This window comes from Sphingobacterium siyangense (genome assembly GCF_007830445.1).
In the GTDB taxonomy this organism is placed as follows: domain Bacteria; phylum Bacteroidota; class Bacteroidia; order Sphingobacteriales; family Sphingobacteriaceae; genus Sphingobacterium; species Sphingobacterium siyangense.
The window spans coordinates 50,279-70,491 of sequence record NZ_VLKR01000024.1; the positions used below are offsets into that span (position 1 = coordinate 50,279).

Here is a 20,213-nt window from a genome sequence, read left to right on the forward strand (position 1 = left end):
TTTCTGTACCAGGGTCCAATATCTAGAATCTAAAACTCAAAGATTACTCTACTTCAAATAAATCGGAGATTGAAGAGTGTTGATTTACACTTGTGATTGCTTTTGCAAATAAATCAGCCGTTGATAATACTTTGATTTTGGTCGATTGTTTTGCTTTTTCTGGATCCAATTGAATGGTATCGGTTACGATCATCTCTGACAAGACCGAGTTTTCAATTGTTTCATATGCCTTTCCGGACAACACAGCATGTGTACAAACGGCTCTTACAGATTTTGCACCATTTTCCATGATCAATGCCGCTGCTTTTGAAAGTGTACCAGCCGTATCACAGATATCATCGATCAAAACCACATCTTGACCAGTTACATCGCCGATAATTGACATTGATTCGATTTCGTTTGCACGTTTACGACGTTTGTCACAGATAATAACTTCTGCATTGAAAAATTTAGCAAAGGTACGTGCTCTGTATGAACCACCCATATCTGGTGAAGCAATCGTTAGATTTGGAAGTTTTAACGATTTGATATAAGGAACAAAAATGATAGAACCATCCAAATGGTCAACAGGGATATCGAAAAAACCTTGGATTTGCGCTGCGTGCAGGTCCATTGTCATGATACGGTGGATACCAGCTGCAGTCAACAGATTGGCGATCATTTTTGCGCCAATAGCAACTCTTGGTTTGTCTTTTCGATCTTGTCTTGCGAAACCAAAGTAAGGGACTACCGCTGTGATATAATGCGCTGAAGCTCTCTTCGCTGCATCTGTCATCAATAATAATTCAAAAAGATTGTCGGTAGGTTGGTTGGTAGATTGGATAATGAATACATCGCTTCCGCGAACTGACTCATTGTAGAAAGGTTGAATCTCACCGTCGCTAAAACGTGACAATGTTTTGTCTCCTAGTGGTTTCCCGTAAGATTGTGCGATTTTTTCGGCTAGTTCTGTAGTGCCAGAACCTGCAAATAGTTTAACCGTGTTGAATTGCAAAGGCATGGTTTTGTATATTTATGTTGGGTTATTGTATTGTCGTTTATTCAATATTTTTATTCCCTTACTGTTTTTTAAAGTTAAACATTAAAAAAAATGGATTGTTTTCACAATCCATATACGCTTAACTTTAAAAGTTGTCCGACCTGGATTCGAACCAAGACAAACAGAACCAAAAACTGTTGTACTACCCTTATACTATCGGACAATGTCTCTAAAAAGTCAACGTTTCCGCTTTTCTCTTTTTGACGACGCAAAGATAGAGATTTGTTTTAAAAATCAAAATGTAAATTTAAAAAAATCTAAACCCTTTTATAAATAATAAGCCTTGCATATAACGCAGAAAAGGCTTGCAGATGCAAGCCTTTTCTATTGTTTGTTGTCCGACCTGGATTCGAACCAAGACAAACAGAACCAAAAACTGTTGTACTACCCTTATACTATCGGACAAACAATTCAAAAGTGATTGCTATCGTGATGATGTCGTTCACATTTGATGATGCAAATATACGGACTATTCTCATTTCTGCAAATAAAAATGAACTTAAAAGTGTATTAGGGCTGATTTTCAAAGAAATAATTTTTGTTTTGATTTGAAAAGATATGCACGCTAAGCTTTTTTATCGAGATGTTGGCCCACAAAAGTACATGCGTGCTTTTGGGAATGCTTTCCTTTCAGCCAATATTGGATCGCGTAATGAAATTTTTTCAATTAATATGTGTTAAAAAATCAGAATAAAGTTCATTTCTTATTAACTTATCCTTATTTTCGAGCCGTATTAATAATACTTTTTACAGTTATCATTTTATGAACTATACTAAAATCAACAATCTTTTAGGATGGATATGTGCGCTAATAGCAACTGTAGCGTATGTCATGACTGCCGAACGATCGACGAGTTGGTGGGACTGTGGCGAGTTTATCGCTTCAGCCTTTAAACTTCAAATTGTGCACCAGCCAGGAGCACCTTTATTCTTAATGATTCAAAATATATTCTCAAACCTTGCTGGTGGAGATGTTACACGAATTGCTTTCTGGATGAACGTAGGATCGGCAGTATGTAGTGGTCTGACCATTTTGTTTTTATTTTGGACAATTACAGCTTTAGCAAAGAAAATCGTTGTAAAAGGTGTTGATGGATCATATACATCCACCGATTTAATCAAAATATTCGGTTCGGGCGCTGTTGGTGCACTGGCTTATGCTTTTACGGATACTTTTTGGTTCTCAGCAGTGGAGTCCGAAGTATATGCCATGTCTTCTTTATGTACAGCCGTCGTATTTTGGGGTATTCTAAAATGGGAAAATCATGCCGATGAAGCTGGTTCGGACCGCTGGTTGATCTTTATCGCTTATGTGATGGGACTTTCTATCGGGGTACACTTATTAAACCTTCTAGTGATTCCGGCAATTGCTTTGGTCATTTATTTTAAACGTTCAAAAACAGTGACATCATCGGGGGCGATCAAAGCTTTCTTAATCGGTGTTGTTGTTTTGGCGCTGATTTTATGGGGTATTATTCAATACACTGTTAAAGCCGCCGCATATTTTGATCTGTTCTTTGTGAATAGTTTGGGCATGGGCTTTGGTACTGGATTTAACTTATTCATGATTTTAGCGGTAGCTCTTTTCGTATATGGTATCTGGTATTCAATCAAAAAGGTAAAACCGATGTTAAATCTGATCTTAATCAGTGCAGCATTTATCATTTTTGGTTATAGTTCCTTTGCCATGATTATGGTGCGCGCCAAGGCAAATCCTACGTTAAATAACAGTGATCCGGATAATGCATTTTCTTTTGTGAGTTATCTTGGACGTGAGCAATATGCCAGTGAGCCGCTTTTGAATGGACCTACATTTGATGCGCAAGTGGTTGATGCCGAGCCTACGTATACGTACAGAAAAGATAAAGACAAGTATACCAAGGTGGAGAACGGCATGGACTATAAATACGATAAAACGATGTTTTTTCCGCGTGTTTATAGCTCAAGAGACCAAAATCATATAGATTATTACCGCGATTACCTAAAGATTTCTGAAGGACAATCGCCAACATTTGGGGATAACTTAAAGTTCTTCTTTAGCTATCAGATCGGACACATGTACGGTCGTTATTTTCTTTGGAACTTTGCTGGTCGTCAAAATGACCAACAAGGACAGGGTTCCTTCACTGAGGGGAACTGGATCTCAGGGGCTAAACCTGTAGACCAGATGCATGTGGGTGGACAAAATGCCATTCCAGATTCATTGAAAACTGATCCTTCAAACAATAAATATTATTTTCTGCCTTTGATCATTGGTTTAATTGGTGCATTCTGGCATTTTGGAAAAAGACAACGTGATGCGGGAATTGTGGGTCTGTTGTTTTTCTTTACAGGATTAGCAATTGTATTATATCTAAATCAAAGTCCACTCCAACCACGTGAACGTGACTATGCGTATGCCGGTTCTTTTTATGCCTTCGCCATCTGGATCGGGCTTGGGGTTTTCGCTATCGCGGATTATTTAAGCAAAAAAGTGGATGGTAAAATAGCGGCCGGTGCTGCTACAGTAGCTTGTTTATTGGGGGCTCCTGTATTGCTGGGTTTCCAAAACTGGGATGATCACGATCGTTCGGAAAAAACGACCGCACGTGATTTAGCGAAAAACTACCTGGCTTCCTGTGCACCAAATGCAATTTTATTTACCTATGGTGATAACGATACCTACCCATTGTGGTATGTGCAAGAAGTTGAAAATTATCGTCCGGATGTTCGGGTCGTAAACTTAAGTTTGTTGAGTTCGGACTGGTATATGCGCCAAATGAAACAAAAAGTAAATCAGGCAGATGGTTTACCGATCAATATCGATGATGAAAAGTTCAAGAAAGGTGTTCGCGAAGTGCTTTATTATCAGGATATGAAAGTTCCAGGACATGTTGATCTGGATTTGATCATGCAGATTTTATTGTCTGACGACCAGAAGAACAAATTGGAATTGAGAGGTGGTAAGTTTGAAAACTTCTTGCCAACCAAAAACTTCAGCCTTCCGGTGAATAAAGAATCTGTTCTGAAAAATAATGTCGTTCCTAAAGCTTGGCAAGAATCTATTGTCGATACCATGAGCTGGACCTACAATAGAAATTATATCTCTAGGGCAGAATTATCAATCTTAAACGTATTGTTGAATAACGATTGGAAACGTCCAATTTATTTTGCGGCAACAGTTCCAAATGATAACTACCTTGGTTTAGATAAATATCTGGTCCAAGAGGGCTTTGCACTGCGTTTAATGCCGATTGCAACTCCTGCCGGGGCGGAAGGTACATTGGTTGATACACAGTCTGCTTATAAAGACATTACTACGAAATACCAATGGGGTAATATGGCACATGCTTCTTACCTGGATCCTGAATCTTACCGCATGATTACCATGATTACAAATACGGTAATGGGCGGTACAGCGACACAGTTGATGATGGAAGGTCATAAGGATGAGGCGCGTAAAGTCGCTGTTGAAACCTTTGAGAAAATGCCAAAACGTGTTTATTTGATGCGTGATATTTTAGGCTATATTCCAATTGTCAATGTGTTGTATGAAACTGGTGAAACGAAGCGTGCAAATGAAATCGTAAACCGTAACCTGAAGTTTATGACGCAAAATATGCGTTGGTATCAGGATATTGCACAAACAAAACCTGAGCTGGAATATTCAAATATCGGTACAGCATTACGTGCTTTGGGTGCCTATAAGAGTATCTTGGCCTCTACCTCGGAAAAACAATTGCTACAGCAAGTGACCGATTTAGAAAAATCGTATAAACAACAGTATGGTGTTGAGTAACAATTAGAGACATCATTTTAACCGAAGGAGCTGCCCTTTACTACAGGTATTCGAAAGGAAAAACACTTTTTGATGCGATGTAGGAAAGGGCGGCTTTTTTTTGATTATTTTTTCTTAGCTTAACGCCATATAAAACCAACCTTAAGTTATGATGAAACGTCAATTAAAATTGTGGGATGCAGTGATGCTGGTCATGGGGTCGATGATCGGAAGCGGTATTTTTATTGTATCGAGTGATATGATGCGGCAGCTGGGATCCGGATATTGGTTGGCGATAGTTTGGTTATTGACCGCATTAGCAACTGTTGCGGCGGCAATCTGCTATGGCGAATTGTCGTCTATGTACCCGAAGGCTGGGGGACAATATACCTATCTGACAGAAATATTTGGGAAGCCAATTGGCTTTTTATATGGCTGGAGTTTATTTACAGTCATTCAAACGGGAACGATAGCAGCTGTAGCTGTTGCCTTTGGTAAGTTTACAGCCTACCTTATTCCGCAGCTAAATGATGCAGCACCGCTATTTCAGCGTGGAGAGTTTAAGATTACCTGGATACAGATTGTCGCTATGGGTGTTATTATTCTCCTGACCTTTATCAATACAAGAGGGATCAAGAGTGGAAAAGCTGTTCAATCTTTCTTTACTTCAGCAAAAATTATTGCGCTGGTTTTACTGATTTTAGGTGGTCTGTTCTTGATTAAGGAAAATCATTTTTCAGAAAATATGGCTTATGGCTGGGACTCTTTTCAAAATTTGAAAGGTGCTGGCTGGTCGCAGATCTCTGGGGGCGTACTGATGGGGGCTTTAGCTGCTGCGATGGTAGGTTCGGTATTTAGTAGTGTGGCCTGGGAAAATGTAACGTTTGTTTCCGGAGAGATTGTTAATCCGCAGCGTAATGTTGTTCGGGCATTGGTTATCGGAACAAGCTTGGTGATGTTGCTCTATATAAGTTGTAATTACATTTACCTGGCGGCATTAAATCGAGAGGAAATTGCTTTTGCGGCAAATGATCGTGTTGCCATAGCGGCGGCTGAAAAAATATTAGGCCATAATGGTACAATAGCGATGGCGATTTTGGTTATGATCTCGACCTTTGGTTGTGTTAATGGACTTGCACTGTCCGGAGCGCGTGTTTTTCAGACTATGGCAAAAGATGGATTGTTTCTGAAGCAGGCGATTCCCAATAACAAATATGATGTGCCCGCACGATCGTTATGGCTTCAGGGAATCTGGGCTTCCTTACTTTGCCTAAGTGGGCAATATGGCAATTTACTGGATATGATATCTTTTGTTATTGTCATATTTTATATGATTACAGTACTGGGTGTTATTATTCAACGTATCCGGAGACCGGATTTGGAACGTTCCTACAAAACCTTCCTCTTTCCGATTACACCAATCTTGTACCTGTTGATAGGTGCCGTATTTTGTGTATTATTAATTATCTATAAGCCACAATATACCTGGCCAGGCTTTATACTTGTATTAATCGGTGTACCGGTGTATTTTTTTGCACGGAATAATAAAAGTGCCGAGCTAGATGAATAGTCGCTACCTATAGCATTTCGATGTTATGGAATTTGCTGTAAATGGTTGGCAATGCGTATTGTATATAACTTCAAAATCTGTTAATGTGCTGGAATAATGGCTTTGTAAATTTCCCGGAAAGGAAGATAATCTTTGTTTAAATCACTTTTTGTTATTGTGCCAGTTGGATGCAAATATTGAAATTAATTGCCCTTCATGGCTTCGTTTTTGTTAAAAAAAGTGTAGCTTTGCTCAAACATTCCCATAATGAAACAGTCGATTTTATTAGACGGACCAAAATTTCAAATCACAATTCAAAGACTATGTCGTCAATTGATTGAGAATCACGGTGATTTTTCAAATGCTGTCGTCATAGGTATTCAACCCCGAGGAACTTTCTTAGCGAGACGCATCGTCAAAGAGCTTGAACAAATGATCGGAAAAGAGATTTTAGTTGGCGATTTGGATATTACCTTTTATCGCGATGACTTCCGTACGAAAGGGAATACTGGTCCAATCTTAGCAAATAGCACAAATATCAATTTTATTGTAGAAGGTAAAGAGGTGATCTTTATAGATGATGTCTTATGGACAGGACGTACTATTCGTGCGGCAATGGATGCTGTGCAGGCATTTGGCCGTGCAAGAAGAATAGAATTGCTTGTTTTGGTCGATCGCCGGTTTTCTAGACAGATCCCTATTCAGCCCGATTATATCGGAATACAGGTAGATTCTATTGATTCACAAAAAGTAATTGTTAACTGGAAAGAATCAGAGGATCAGGATAGTATTATCTTGATTACAGAAAAGAAGGCGTCAGCTAGCGATTAATAGCGGTGTCATGACGATACTGAAGGTTATTGTTGACCTTTGGAAACAGGCACTTTCAATAAAACCTTCATGACTTCGCAGACGCCAACAGCAATGAAAGCAAACTGAAGGTTCTTTCTGGCCAATAAGATCAGACACTTTCAGAAAAAAAATGATTAGTAAATATTTGAATATACTATAAAATGTCATCTGTAGCAGAACAATTAAGTACCCGCCATTTATTGGGGATCAAAGATCTAAATGAGAACGATATCCAATTGATCCTGGATACAGCAAGTAATTTCAAAGAGGTATTAAATAGGCCAATCAAAAAGGTTCCGTCGTTAAGGGATATTACGATTGCCAACGTGTTTTTTGAAAATTCAACACGGACACGTCTATCCTTTGAACTTGCTGAAAAGAGACTTTCTGCGGATATCGTGAATTTTGCGGCATCCTCCTCTTCAGTAAGTAAGGGGGAGACACTCATCGATACGGTGAACAATATTCTTGCAATGAAGGTTGATATGATTGTGATGAGACATCCATACGCCGGAGCTGGGGTATTTCTAAGTAAACATGTTGATGCACAAATTGTCAATGCAGGTGACGGAGCACATGAACACCCTACACAGGCTTTACTTGATTCATTTTCGATCCGCGAACGCTATGGTGATGTAGCTGGTCGTAAAATAGCTATCGTTGGAGATATTACACATTCACGCGTTGCCTTGTCGAATATCTTATGTCTTCAAAAGCAAGGTGCAGAAGTGATGGTTTGTGGTCCGACCACATTAATTCCTAAACATATTACATCATTGGGTGTAAAAGTAGAGCATGATTTGCGGAAAGCGTTGAACTGGTGTGATGTTGCAAATATGTTACGGATTCAATTGGAGCGTCAGGATATTGCCTATTTCCCTTCCTTAAGAGAATATTCCATGCTATATGGATTGAATAAAGAGATTTTGGATTCTTTAGAGAAGCCAATCACAATTATGCACCCCGGACCAATCAATCGGGGGGTCGAAATCACATCGGATGTCGCGGATAGCGAACATTCAATTATTTTGGATCAGGTTGAAAATGGTGTTGCTGTGCGCATGGCTGTCTTGTATCTATTAGCAGGGCAACGCGGATAGTCTACATTGGTTTTGACGTGCGTTAATGTACGTGTGAGACTAAATAGCACTGTTTTCTAATGCAATAATAGTATGCCTGACTTTATTTTTTTGTCGGGCATATTTTTTGTGCAAAATTTCCGTTATAATACAGGGTTATTCACAGATGTTAATAACTTTTGTGTAAAATAGCTCAATTAAAGTATAATTTAGTAAAATGAATAAAACTATCTCCCTGAGAAGTGGAGATTTGAATTGATTTTCAATAAATTTGAGGCTATCTTAAAGCCTTTAATGGCAGAGAGGCTTTCGATAAATTTGCTTTGAAATGCGAATTTATCGCGGTTTGGAGGGAGATTCATTTACATTTGCAGATAAATAACATATTAAGGTTTCACATATTATGTATAAGAAGATTTACCAGGTGGGAGTTGCATTAACCGTTATGGCGACGCCAGCATTAGCGCAACAGACAGAATGGCAACAAATCAACAAGGCGTACAAAACAGGAATGGAATTGTATGAACGCGGAAAATTTAGTTCTGCTTCAGCCCAATTTGACCGTGTTGAAGCTTTGCGGACAAAATCCAACTTGCAATTGGACGAAACAGAGGAATTGTCTTTGTTGAAAGAGAACGTACGGTATTATCAAGCAGTTTGCGCACTGGAATTGGGCGAATCTGATGCCGAAAACCGTTTTCTGAAATACATTAAGGATTTCCCTGTCAGTGCAAATGCTAAAGCAGCTTATTTTCAAATCGGTAAATCCTATTATGCTAAAAAAGATTATGTTAAGGCCTTAGAGTGGTTTAATAAGATCGATAGCAAAAATTTAGCAGGTAAAGAAAATGTAGAATATCGCTTTAAATATGGATACGCTTCCTTTATGACTAAAGACTATAAAACGGCGAAACCATTATTTGAAGGATTGAAAGATCAAAAAACTGAATTTCAGGAAGCTTCCATCTATTATTACGCGTATCTTTCTTACTTAGACGCCGAGTATAAAACGGCGTTGAATGAATTTGAGCGTTTGAATGGATCCAAACAATTCGAAAATAGTTACCCCTATTATATCACTGCTTTGTATTTCTTGGATAAACGCTACGACGATGTATTGGATTATGCATTGCCAATTTTGTCGCGGACAAAACAAGAAAATGAAACAGAGATGTTCCGTATTATAGCGGCAACATACTTTATCAAAGGTGATTTAAAAACATCAAAAGAGTATTACGATAAATTCCAGGCACAAGATCAAGGTAAGACGCAGAATAATCAGGATAGCTACCAAATCGGTTACATCGCTTACAAATTGAAGGATTACGATAAAGCGATCACGGAATTGGAAAAAATGACCGAGCCTGACGCTTATTATCAGTCTGCGATGATTACCCTAGGTGATGCTTTCTTGAAGAAAGGCAATAAGCAATCTGCGCGTAATGCATTTTTCCGGGCTTCGAAATTGGATTTTGATCCGGCAATGCAAGAAGAGGGCTTGTTCAACTATGCTAAGCTTTCGTATGAGTTGGAATTCCACCAAGTGGCTTTGGCTTCTACACAAGAATACTTGAAAACGTATCCAAAATCGAAACGTTTGGAGGAAGCGAAAACTTTACTTGCTGAAGTATTGTTGAGTACAAAAAACTACCGCGAAGCAGTTGATATTTTGGAATCTATCCCTAAACGTGGAAAAGAAGCAAACGCAGCTTATCAAAAGGTAACCTACTACAGAGGTTTGGAATATTATAACGAGCGTGCTTTTGAAAATGCAATTTCCCTATTCATGCGCTCCGAAGAGTTCCGTTATGACGAGGAAATTTACGCTTTAGCCACCTATTGGAAAGCGGAAGCCATGTACGAAGTTCGTAAATATGGTGAAGCGGTTACAAATTTCAATAAATTCTTACGCTTGCCGGGAGCTAGCAAAACGGATGTGTATGGCTATGCCAATTATGCGTTAGCCTATGCGGCTTTCCGTAATGGTAACTACAGCACGGCGGCAAATTACTTCGAGCGTTTCTTAGCGTCTGGTGGTTCGAAAGGAATTGAAATGAATACACGTAATGATGCAATTGCACGCTTAGGTGATTCTTATTTCTCTTCGAAAAACTACGGTAGAGCATTAACAGAATACAATAAGTTAATCTCTTCTAAAGCTCCTAGTCAGGATTACGCTTTATTCCAACGTGGTATTATTCAAGGATTACAAGGGGATAACAATGGTAAAATTTCAACATTGAATGCTGTTATTGCGCAATTCCCGAGTTCGAATTATGCCGACGATATTGCTTTTGAGATTCCTTATACACGTTTCTTGATGGGAGAAAGTGATCAGGCAATTGCAGGCCTTCAAACAATGGTTGAAAAATATCCGCGCAGTAGTTATGTGCCACGTGCTTTGGTGACGATTGGTCTGGTTCAATATAATCAAGATAACAATGATGCTGCATTGGCAACTTTCCAACGTGTAGTTGACCAATATGCATCAACAGATGAAGCAAGACAGGCCATGCGTTCCATTGAGAACATCTATTTGGACAAAGGCGATGCAACAGGATATATCAAATATGCAACGGGAACAAATTTAGGTGACGTTTCGAAATCTGAACAAGATTCACGCTCATTCTCGACTGCGACGACTTTATTCTCCAGAGGTAATTATCAAGGGGCGGTGGAAGCTGTAAATGCATATTTCGACAAATTCCCGAAACCAAATCAAGAGAAATATGCACGTTTTGTTCGTGCTGAAAGTAACGCAGCTCTGGGTAATACAGAAGATGCATTACATGATTACAATATTATCTTGAATGACTGGACGTCTCCTTATACAGAACGCACGTTGATTTCGGTTTCCAATTTATATTTGAAACAAAAGAAATATAACGAAGCGACACAGTTATTGAAAAAGCTGGAGCTTACTTCTGAATACAAGGCTAACTATGGTTTCGCAATAAATAACCTAATGGTCTCTTATTTCCAAATTGGGGATTATAAAGAAGCATTAAATTATACCAATGCTGTCAAGAATTACGAGAAGTCTTCGGAAGAGGAGATCGCAAATGCATTCTTGTATGCCGGTAAATGCTATGTGAAGCAGAATAAGAAAACTGAGGCAATGAAAGAATTCAGTTTAGCTGCATTGAAGAGCCGTACAGTATATGGTGCCGAAGCAAAATACAATGTTGCGGTACTACAATTGGAAAATAAACAATACGATGCGTGTATCAAAACAGCAATGGATCTATCCGATAATTTCTCTTCGTACGAATATTGGGTGGCGAAAAGCTTTATTACCATGGCTGATGCTTATGCAGGTAAAGGAGATTCTTTCCAGGCGAAAGCTACACTTGAATCGATTGTGGATAACTATGATGCGAAAGACGATATTTTGCCAGCAGCAAAAGAACGTCTAAATAAATTGAACAACAAAAAGAAATAGGATACAATGAAGAAGTTGCAAAATAGAAACGTGAAGAAATATACTTTAGCAGCGCTTTTGATGGGCGTGGGATTGAATTCTTTTGCACAGGAAACAGGCAAGAAGAATGATCCTGAGAAACCGGTCACTATCGATTCTTTTGATGTTGTTCGTGATTACAAGCCAATTCTTGCGGATGCTGTGAAAATCCGCCGCAGTCCGGATATGACCAATAAAAGGGAATACCAGCCCAAATTGTCCTACAACAATATTTTGGACAAGAAATTGGATATCAATACCGGTTTGAAACAATTGAATGTACAGGAGATTCCTTTTGCACAACCTTTTGAACATAGTAGCAACTATGTCAAATTTGGTATCGGTAATTATAACAGTATATTGGGCGAGGCTTATTTAGCTTCTGAGCAGTTTGAAAACACACGGTTTGGCTTATTTGCAAAACATTTGAGCCAAAAGGGTAATATTGACGGACAGAAGTTCAGTACACAGGATATCGGTATTTTTGGTCGTCGTGTATTGGATGCGGTAACCGTTAAAGGTACCATCGGATACAATCGTTATGGCACAAACTTCTATGGCCAGACTTTTGATCAATCGGGAACAACTTTGTTGAATACGACTCCGGATAAACAGACCTTTACAGATATCTACTTGAATGGAGAGCTGTCAAGTAATGTGGATCCAAAAAATGAGCAAGCCTTAAGCTATTCCGCAAAAGTTGATGGTTATTTGTTTAAAGACGCTTATAAAGCCAAAGAAAATTCCATTGCATTATCCGGTTATTTGAACAAACGCCTAAGTGCATTCAATGTTGGTGCGAATTTGAGCGTGACAATGAATAATGTGAAAGATAGTGCTGAAGTAAAAAATCATTTGGCGGTCATCAATCCATATATTCGTTTTAAGGGCGACAACTATAACGTAACCTTGGGTGCGAATTTAACTTCTGAATTTGGCGATAGCTCAAGATTCAATATTTTCCCATCCGTAGAGGCTGATTTTGCTTTGGCACCTGAATATATCTCTTTGTTTGCCGGAATCAATGGGGGAGTGAAACAAGCTTCTTTCCGTAGTTTCGCTAAAGATAATCCGTATTTGGCTCCTAACGCTAAAATGATAAACTCGATTGAGAAAATGAATGTTTACGCGGGTTTAAAAGGAAATGCTGGCGCAACATTTGGTTATAAAGTAAAGGTATTCTACAAACAGATTGAGGGATTGCCTTTATTTAAAAACAGTGCATTTGGCGATAGTCAAAATGGTTATGTTCCTTGGGCTTTTGATGTCGTTTATGACGGCGTGATCAATAAGGCTAAACATATGGGATTGGAAGGAGAAATCAATGTACGTCTTTCACAACTGGTTAATCTGGGCGGAAAAGTGTATATAGACGATTATAAATTGAGTGATGAGGAAGAAGCATGGGGATTGCCAAAATTTCGTATGCAGGCTAATGCACGCTTCAATATCTCCGATAAATTTTTCGTAGATGCTGAACTTTCTACACAAGGCAATACCTATGCGTATATTTATGATTATAACGCAGATGGCAGTCGTATTGCCAACAGTGGGCATAAGGCAACAATAGCGTCGTTTGCTGATCTTAATGCAGGCGCAGAATACCGAATCAAAAAACAATTTGGTATTTTCGTCAAAGCAAATAACATTTTTGGAAAAGAATACGAACGTTATATGTATTACCCAAGATTGGGCTTTAATGTAATTGGTGGTCTTAATTATTCGTTTTAACGAATTAAGATTATAAATTTGCATCTTAAAATAGTGCGCGATGAATCTAGGCAAAAACATCAATAGTTTATTAAAACGTTATGCGGAAGTATACGTGCCCGGAATAGGTGTGTTCAAACGAATTCATTCTCCGGCTCAGTTCGATAAACAGAATAATGTGTTTTTACCCCCGATTTCTTATGTTGAGCTGGACTATTCTGCTCAACATGGATTTAATATTGTTCATTATATCCAACAACAGGAAAACTTGGGCCTTAATCAGGCGCAACAGATCTTGTCGGAAACTGTTGATAAGCTGCGGGCCGATTTGGGGCAATTTGGACAGGTCAAACTTGATGATCTTGGCTTATTGATTAGTTATGGCGCAAGTTTGGTCTTCAAACCCTTAGACTTGTCGGGATTCGACTTCCAACCGGTTACAAATCTTGTTGCACCAGAAATTGAAACAGTTGTTTCTTCTTTGGAAGAAGCCCCTGTTGTAGAAGAAGATCCTGTGGTGGAAGCTAATGATAAGGTAGAGCCTGCGATAGAGTCTATGCCGGATACGGAAGATCAAGACGAAACGATCGAGGTTGAAGAGGTCAAAGAAGAAGCTGAAACAGCACAGGAACAGGTCGTGGTAACGGATCCAGCAGCGGATGAGCTTTCGCAGGAGACAGCACCAACAAACGATCGTACCGATCTTGAAGCTGAAGAATCGTCGTTAGCGCAAAAGGAAACTGAAGAGTTTGAGCCTGTGGGTACAACTGTGATAGCTGATAGCAATCATTCGGTTGCTCCGAAAGAAGACAACACTTTAAAAAAAGAAATCGGTGCTATTGCGTCGGCTAACGCCAATTCAACATACGCACCAAATATCTATGAGGAAGAGCCGCGTAATTCAAATGCGATCTGGTATTGGATGACTGGAATTATTGTGCTGGCAATGGTTGCTGTTGCGGTCGTTTACACCAATCCTGCGTTGAAGGATTCGTTATTTGGATCGACCAAACCTGTTGTAAAAACGGCAGATACGCTTGTTCAAAAACAGCCGATCATGCCTGCCGATACATTGTCCAATACGTTGCAAGCCGATAGTTTAAAGAAAGTCGATTCGTTGGCTAAGCGCACTGTGACAGATTCTGTTAAAGAGACATCAACTGTACCAGCGCCTAATGCGGCAGCAAAAACTCCGGTTCTGGAAGCAAATCCTGTGATCAAAGAGTCTATTCCTGTTGCACAACCGCGGTACCAGGTGGTCATTGGATCCGCAAAAACTATGGCAAGTGCCGAGCAGGAGGCGCAACGTCTTCGTGCAATGGGCTATAAAACAGCACGCGCTGTTGAAGGGAAAAACAAAAAAGATAGAAAGAAAATCATCTTAAATACCTACATGACAAACGAGGAAGCACAGCTTGCTAAGAAGTCGGTACTCAATAAAATTAAGGATGCTTGGGTAGAAAAGATCTTATAAAAGTTAAAACTATATAAAACTATTAATAATTATGTCATTAGTACAAGATACAGCACGGGCTGCTGTGGATTCGTTTAATCAAGCTGCACAACAACCATTACCTGCTGCTGCGCCTACAGAAAACATGAGTTTGATCGATATGATGATCAAAGGGGGATGGATCATGGTTCCAATCCTACTGTTGTTCTTTATTGGATTGGTTATCTTTTTTGAGCGTTATTTGACTATCCGTCGCGCCGCAAAATATGATAACAGCTTAATGTCGCAAGTAAAGGCAAATGTTTTGTCCGGAAATTTGGATTCGGCATTAGCTGTAGTTCGTTCAAGTAACTCAGCTTTGGGACGTATGTTGCAAAAAGGCTTATTGCGTGTCGGCAGACCGATCAAAGATATTGAAGGAGCGATCGAAAACGTGGGTAAATTGGAAGTTGCCAAGTTAGAAAAGAACATCAATATTTTGGGTATTATTGCTGGTATTGCCCCGATGCTTGGTTTCGTAGGTACGATCTTTGGAGTAATTAAGATTTTCCACGACGTGGAATTAGCTGGTGGTATTGATATTGCTTCTGTATCTGGGGGTCTATATGTAAAAATGGTGTCTTCTGCATCAGGTCTTGCGGTGGGTATCTTAGCTTATTTGGGCTACCATATCCTGAATATGATGGTGGAGCGATTGATTTTACGTATGGAAACGGATGCAGTAGAATTTATTGATTTATTGGATGAACCCGGAAGATAATGAACTTACGAAGTAGAAAAAATAAACCATCTGCGGAAGTACATACTTCAGCGCTGAATGACATCATGTTTTTCCTGATGTTGTTCTTCCTGTTGGCTTCTGCAGTTTCTAATCCGCAAGTGGTGAAGCTATTGTTACCAAAGTCAAGTGCGGGAGAACAATCTGTTGCTAAAAAGACCGTCACGGTATCGATTACAAAAGATTTGGGCTATTTTATTGACAAAACTCCAGTTCCCATTGAGGGATTGGAAGCTGCAATTCAATCGCAAATGGCTGCGGGTGAAGAAGTGACAATTATGCTTTATGTCGATAATACGGTTCCCATTCAAAATGTTATTTCTGTAATGGATGTCGCTAATCGACTGAAGATTAAAGTGGTATTGGCAACAGAACCAAAAAAAGATAAATAGGAACAATTAAACTTTTTTAAAGTTTATTGGTCAGCTATTAATATAGGAGATTAATGCGATGAGATATCACCTTCAACATGAAGAAAATAATTTCCCCAAAGCATTGGGGATATCGACTTTGGTCATGGCATCATTGCTCTTGATTGGATTTTTTGTTGTTTTTAAAGCTCAGGTACCTGATGAATATGGAATGGGGGGAATGATCGTCAATTACGGTACTTCACCTGAGGGAATGGGAGATGACTATATGAGTGTTGAGGAACCATCGGTGGATCCCAATGCGAATAATGAGCGCCCTGACCGTATTGATCCTGTTGAAACACCTACCCCAACTCCAACGCAGCAAGTTGCGGAGAAAGCGGTTGTCACACAGGATTTAGAAGATGCCCCTGCGGTAACAAAAACGGAAAAGAAGGTCGTTTCAAAAGCACCGGAAACAACCAAAGCTGTAAAAGAAGTGGCACCACAGGCCAATGCCAAAGCGCTTTTTAAAGGCAATAAAAATAACGGTACTGGAGCTGGTGATGGTACAGGGACAACTCCTGGAAATCAGGGTTCCAAACTGGGTGATCCTTTAGCAAGTAACTACGGCGAAGGGGGATCTGGAAACGGTAACATGATGTTGTCTATTGAGAACCGAAGTTTTACGCAACGGCCAAGTATCGACGATAATGGACAGCAAGCAGGAAAGGTTGCTGTGGAGTTTAGAGTGAACAAGCAAGGGGTTATCACCTATGCGCGTGCTGGTGTAAAAGGAACGACGATTACCGATCCATCCTTGTTGGAGAAATGTGAGCGTGCTGTACGTGGCGCTAGGCTAAACCAATTGCCAAATGCTCCCGACTCCCAAACAGGACGGATTGTATTCAATTTTAGATTAAGATAAAAATCATTCACATGAATGCTTATAATGAGGCAATCGAGTATCTGTATACTCGATTGCCTATGTTTACAAGGGATGGCGCCTCTGCCTTCAAAAAAGACCTTGACAATACCATCAAACTTTGCGCTGCTTTGGACAACCCACAGCGAAAATTCAAAACATTACATATTGCCGGTACAAACGGAAAGGGATCGACCTCCCACATGTTGGCCGCTATTTTGGCCGAGGCAGGATATAAGACAGGTCTCTATACTTCACCACATTTACTGGATTTCAGAGAACGTATTCGTGTCAATGGTCAGTTATGTGAGAAAGAATTTGTTGTTGATTTTGTCAATACCCATCGCGAGCTTATAGAAGAAGTCAGTCCATCGTTTTTCGAAATTACTGTAGCCATGGCTTTTGATTATTTCGAGAAGAATAAGGTTGATATCGCTGTCATTGAAGTCGGCCTTGGCGGGCGTTTGGACAGCACCAATATTATTCAGCCTTTGTTGTCGGTAATTACCAATATCGGTTTTGATCACATGAATCTTCTTGGTAATACACTGGTGGAAATTGCTGCTGAGAAGGCGGGAATTATCAAAAGAAATACACCTGTTGTTATTTCGGAATATGCTGAAGAGACAGCAGCTGTGTTTTTGGATAAAGCAGCGATCGAGCATGCACCGATCCAATTCGCTTCCGACAAGTATGAGACGAAAATGCTGGACGTGGACCAAGATTATTTGACGGTACAAGCGAAGGATTCTGCGGGTCATTCAGCAAACTATCAACTGGATTTAAAAGGCTCCTATCAGGTCAAGAACCTCGCCGGCGTCCTGTTAGCTGTGGATGAATTACGTCAACTGGGCTTTGAGATCAGTGATCAAGATGTGCATCAAGCGCTAAAAAATGTGCAGGCAACCACAGGAATTCAAGGCCGATGGCAACAATTGTCTAAGGATCCATTTATCATCTGTGATACAGGGCACAATGAGGACGGAATTCATGAAGTACTCAAAAATCTGGCTACAACAACTTATGATAAATTGCACTTTGTGATAGGCGCCATGCGCGATAAGGATTTATCACATATGTTGCCTTATCTACCCAAAGATGCAACCTACTATTTCTCTGCTCCAGATATGCCGCGTGCAATGCCAGCAGAAGAGCTGCGGAAAGAAGCTATGGAATTTGGTCTAACGGGACTTGATTATGCATCGGTAGGAGCTGCGTTTGATGCAGCAAAAGAAGCGTATCAACAAGGGAACCTTATTTTTGTTGGCGGAAGCAATTTTGTTGTTGCGGAAGTGCTTGCTCGTTTGACACAGGAATAAGAATACCACCTTTCCTCGCAAATATATCTGCGGGAGGATTATTGAAACCGATCACAAAAAAGGGAGCTGCGTGAAGTGCAGCTCCCTTTTTTGTTATTTTGTGCCTGGTCATTAGTCATTGATCGTCAATTCACCACGGATATCCTTTTCAATCCAATAGGCGACCTCTTTTTGATCTTCTAACTCGCCTTGAAGATACATTAATTTGGTTACTGCCGCTTCGAATGTCAGGTCGTAGCCATTGAGCACGCCGATGGATTTAAGTCCTTGTGAAGTCTCATAGCGACCTAATTCAACAGACCCTACTTTACATTGCGAAATGTTGAGGATATTTTTACCTTGTTCAATTGCTTCCTTCAATAGATCCAGAAACCAAGTGTCTGTGGTTGTATTGCCCGATCCGAATGTTTCCATAACAATGGAGCGGACATCGGAATCTAGGACTGCTTTTATTGTTTGCGCAGAGATCCCCGGAAATAATTTCAATACGGCTACCCTGTTGTCCAGTTTGGTATGTAGGATAAATTCTTTATCGATATTATTTAATAAAGCATCTGTATTATATTTGAGGTGAATACCAGCTTCAACCAATACGGGATAGTTTGGCGATCTAAAGGCCTCAAATTTGGCCGAATTATATTTAAATGAGCGATTGCCACGGAATAATTTATTGTCGAAAAGAATGCATACCTCTTGGATAATGGAGATACCATCCTGCTTTGCAGAGGCGATTTCCAATGCTGTCATCATATTTTCCCTTGCGTCTGTTCGGATCTCTCCGATAGGCAGCTGAGAGCCAGATAAAATGACCGGTTTTTGGAGTCCTTCCAACATAAAGCTCAGTACTGATGCCGTAAAAGCCATTGTATCGGAACCATGCAGAATAACAAAACCGTCGTAATCTGCATAGTTATCCTTAATAATTTGTGCCATTTCAATCCATATCTCTGGCTTCATGTTGGATGAATCGATAATGGGTTCGAAAGAGTGCACGGTCAGCTTATAGTCTAAGCGACTTAAATCAGGGAGATTACGTTTGATCAATTCAAAGTCGAAAGGAACGAATGTTCCTGTTTCATCTTTAACCATTCCAATGGTCCCACCTGTGTAGATAATAAAGATATTATGCATTGAGTTTTGAAATTATATACCAAATATACGTTTTGAATTTTCTGTTGTGATTTCGGCTACCTTTTCGACGGAGATCTGGTGAAGGTCAGCTACTTTTTGTGCGACGTAAACCAAATAGCTACTTTCATTTTCTTTACCGCGAAAGGGGACAGGAGCCAAATAAGGTGCATCTGTTTCCAGAACAATATGTTTTAAATCGATTTCTTTGACCACCTGATCTAAGCCCGCTTTTTTAAAGGTAACGACTCCGCCAATACCAAGAGCGAAACCTAAATCGATAGCTTGGTGGGCTTGCTCCAGGGAACCGGTAAAGCAGTGCAGAACGCCAAATAATTTGTCGTCGTGAAGTTCTTCCAATAATTCGAACAGTTCAGTGAAGGCTTCACGGCAGTGGATATCGATCGGTAAATTTAATTCCTTAGCCCATTGAACCTGAGTTCGAAAGGCGTCTTTTTGAATTTCAAGCGTGCTTTTATCCCAATAAAGATCCAGCCCGATCTCACCTATGGCATGGACTTTGTGTGTTTCCAAGCTCTTTCGGATGGTTTCTAACTCTTCCACATAGTTTTCCTTTACATCGCAGGGATGTAATCCAAGCATGGGAAAACAATGTTCTGGATAAGCTGCTACGGTATCAAATACAGGTTTTATGGAAGCGCTATTCACATTCGGCAAAAAAAGGCGTTGTATGCCATTATCGAAGCAACGTTGTAGATGTTCTTGCAGTTTTTCGGTTCCTGCATGGTAATAAATGTGTGTATGTGTATCTGTAAGCAACATAGTTTTCTGCGTGGAAGCAGCGGGTTAGGGT

At 39.9% G+C, this 20,213-nt stretch carries 14 protein-coding genes; 11 read left to right on the forward strand and 3 right to left on the reverse strand.

Features of this window, described 5'->3' with window-relative positions:
* Positions 1-43 precede the first annotated feature (43 nt).
* A complete protein-coding gene (locus IQ31_RS19430; protein ID WP_046672755.1) occupies positions 44-1,000 on the reverse strand; it encodes a ribose-phosphate pyrophosphokinase in 957 nt (318 codons plus the stop codon).
* Positions 1,001-1,802: 802 nt separating this feature from the next.
* Here IQ31_RS19430 and IQ31_RS19450 point away from each other — a divergent pair.
* The 11 genes from IQ31_RS19450 (at position 1,803) to IQ31_RS19500 (ending at position 18,271) form a co-directional block, all read left to right on the forward strand.
* Positions 1,803-4,817, forward strand: a complete 3,015-nt coding sequence (locus IQ31_RS19450) for a glycosyltransferase family 117 protein (RefSeq protein ID WP_145329406.1) — start codon at positions 1,803-1,805, stop codon at positions 4,815-4,817.
* Positions 4,818-4,965: 148 nt separating this feature from the next.
* Positions 4,966-6,366, forward strand: a complete 1,401-nt coding sequence (locus IQ31_RS19455; RefSeq protein ID WP_232475619.1) for an APC family permease — start codon at positions 4,966-4,968, stop codon at positions 6,364-6,366.
* A 246-nt stretch (positions 6,367-6,612) separates the two neighbouring features.
* A complete protein-coding gene (pyrR, locus tag IQ31_RS19460) occupies positions 6,613-7,176 on the forward strand; it encodes a bifunctional pyr operon transcriptional regulator/uracil phosphoribosyltransferase PyrR (RefSeq protein ID WP_070561239.1) in 564 nt (187 codons plus the stop codon).
* Between the two features lie 182 nt (positions 7,177-7,358).
* A complete protein-coding gene (locus tag IQ31_RS19465) occupies positions 7,359-8,297 on the forward strand; it encodes an aspartate carbamoyltransferase catalytic subunit (RefSeq protein ID WP_075994218.1) in 939 nt (312 codons plus the stop codon).
* Positions 8,298-8,679: 382 nt separating this feature from the next.
* A complete protein-coding gene (locus tag IQ31_RS19470; protein ID WP_145329409.1) occupies positions 8,680-11,718 on the forward strand; it encodes a tetratricopeptide repeat protein in 3,039 nt (1,012 codons plus the stop codon).
* Positions 11,719-11,724: 6 nt separating this feature from the next.
* Entirely contained in the window at positions 11,725-13,467 is a 1,743-nt protein-coding gene (locus tag IQ31_RS19475; RefSeq protein ID WP_145329412.1) for a porin family protein, read from the forward strand.
* A 40-nt stretch (positions 13,468-13,507) separates the two neighbouring features.
* Positions 13,508-14,920 (forward strand): HU domain-containing protein, encoded by a 1,413-nt coding sequence (locus IQ31_RS19480; protein ID WP_145329415.1) that lies wholly within the window; start codon positions 13,508-13,510, stop codon positions 14,918-14,920.
* Positions 14,921-14,951: 31 nt separating this feature from the next.
* Complete coding sequence (locus tag IQ31_RS19485) at positions 14,952-15,659, forward strand: MotA/TolQ/ExbB proton channel family protein (RefSeq protein WP_046672749.1); 708 nt, start codon at positions 14,952-14,954, stop codon at positions 15,657-15,659.
* Positions 15,659-16,069, forward strand: coding sequence for an ExbD/TolR family protein (locus IQ31_RS19490; RefSeq protein ID WP_046672748.1), 411 nt, complete (start codon positions 15,659-15,661; stop codon positions 16,067-16,069). The genes IQ31_RS19485 and IQ31_RS19490 overlap by 1 nt, the downstream gene beginning before the upstream one ends.
* A gap of 58 nt (positions 16,070-16,127) precedes the next feature.
* A complete protein-coding gene (locus tag IQ31_RS19495) occupies positions 16,128-16,955 on the forward strand; it encodes an energy transducer TonB (protein ID WP_145329418.1) in 828 nt (275 codons plus the stop codon).
* Between the two features lie 11 nt (positions 16,956-16,966).
* Positions 16,967-18,271: a bifunctional folylpolyglutamate synthase/dihydrofolate synthase gene (locus IQ31_RS19500; RefSeq protein WP_145329421.1), complete on the forward strand. Its 1,305-nt coding sequence runs from the start codon at positions 16,967-16,969 to the stop codon at positions 18,269-18,271.
* Positions 18,272-18,382: 111 nt separating this feature from the next.
* On the opposite strand, the gene IQ31_RS19505 is transcribed toward IQ31_RS19500, so the two are convergent.
* Positions 18,383-19,402, reverse strand: coding sequence for an asparaginase (locus IQ31_RS19505; protein WP_088162974.1), 1,020 nt, complete (start codon positions 19,400-19,402; stop codon positions 18,383-18,385).
* 12 nt (positions 19,403-19,414) lie between these two features.
* Positions 19,415-20,182 carry a TatD family hydrolase gene (locus IQ31_RS19510; RefSeq protein ID WP_075994211.1) on the reverse strand — a complete coding sequence of 256 codons (768 nt, stop codon included), beginning with the start codon at positions 20,180-20,182 and terminating at the stop codon, positions 19,415-19,417.
* Positions 20,183-20,213 lie beyond the last annotated feature (31 nt).

Excerpts from the sequence above, each read along its gene's own strand:
- IQ31_RS19470 (WP_145329409.1), top strand. The coding sequence starts at position 8,680 with ATGTATAAGAAGATTTACCAGGTGGGAGTTGCATTAACCGTTATGGCG.
- IQ31_RS19450 (WP_145329406.1), top strand. The coding sequence starts at position 1,803 with ATGAACTATACTAAAATCAACAATCTTTTAGGATGGATATGTGCGCTA.
- IQ31_RS19500 (WP_145329421.1), top strand. The coding sequence starts at position 16,967 with ATGAATGCTTATAATGAGGCAATCGAGTATCTGTATACTCGATTGCCT.
- IQ31_RS19430 (WP_046672755.1), bottom strand. The coding sequence starts at position 1,000 with ATGCCTTTGCAATTCAACACGGTTAAACTATTTGCAGGTTCTGGCACT.
- IQ31_RS19475 (WP_145329412.1), top strand. The coding sequence starts at position 11,725 with ATGAAGAAGTTGCAAAATAGAAACGTGAAGAAATATACTTTAGCAGCG.
- IQ31_RS19465 (WP_075994218.1), top strand. The coding sequence starts at position 7,359 with ATGTCATCTGTAGCAGAACAATTAAGTACCCGCCATTTATTGGGGATC.
- IQ31_RS19480 (WP_145329415.1), top strand. The coding sequence starts at position 13,508 with ATGAATCTAGGCAAAAACATCAATAGTTTATTAAAACGTTATGCGGAA.
- IQ31_RS19455 (WP_232475619.1), top strand. The coding sequence starts at position 4,966 with ATGATGAAACGTCAATTAAAATTGTGGGATGCAGTGATGCTGGTCATG.
- pyrR (WP_070561239.1), top strand. The coding sequence starts at position 6,613 with ATGAAACAGTCGATTTTATTAGACGGACCAAAATTTCAAATCACAATT.
- IQ31_RS19490 (WP_046672748.1), top strand. The coding sequence starts at position 15,659 with ATGAACTTACGAAGTAGAAAAAATAAACCATCTGCGGAAGTACATACT.
- IQ31_RS19505 (WP_088162974.1), bottom strand. The coding sequence starts at position 19,402 with ATGCATAATATCTTTATTATCTACACAGGTGGGACCATTGGAATGGTT.
- IQ31_RS19495 (WP_145329418.1), top strand. The coding sequence starts at position 16,128 with ATGAGATATCACCTTCAACATGAAGAAAATAATTTCCCCAAAGCATTG.
- IQ31_RS19510 (WP_075994211.1), bottom strand. The coding sequence starts at position 20,182 with ATGTTGCTTACAGATACACATACACACATTTATTACCATGCAGGAACC.
- IQ31_RS19485 (WP_046672749.1), top strand. The coding sequence starts at position 14,952 with ATGTCATTAGTACAAGATACAGCACGGGCTGCTGTGGATTCGTTTAAT.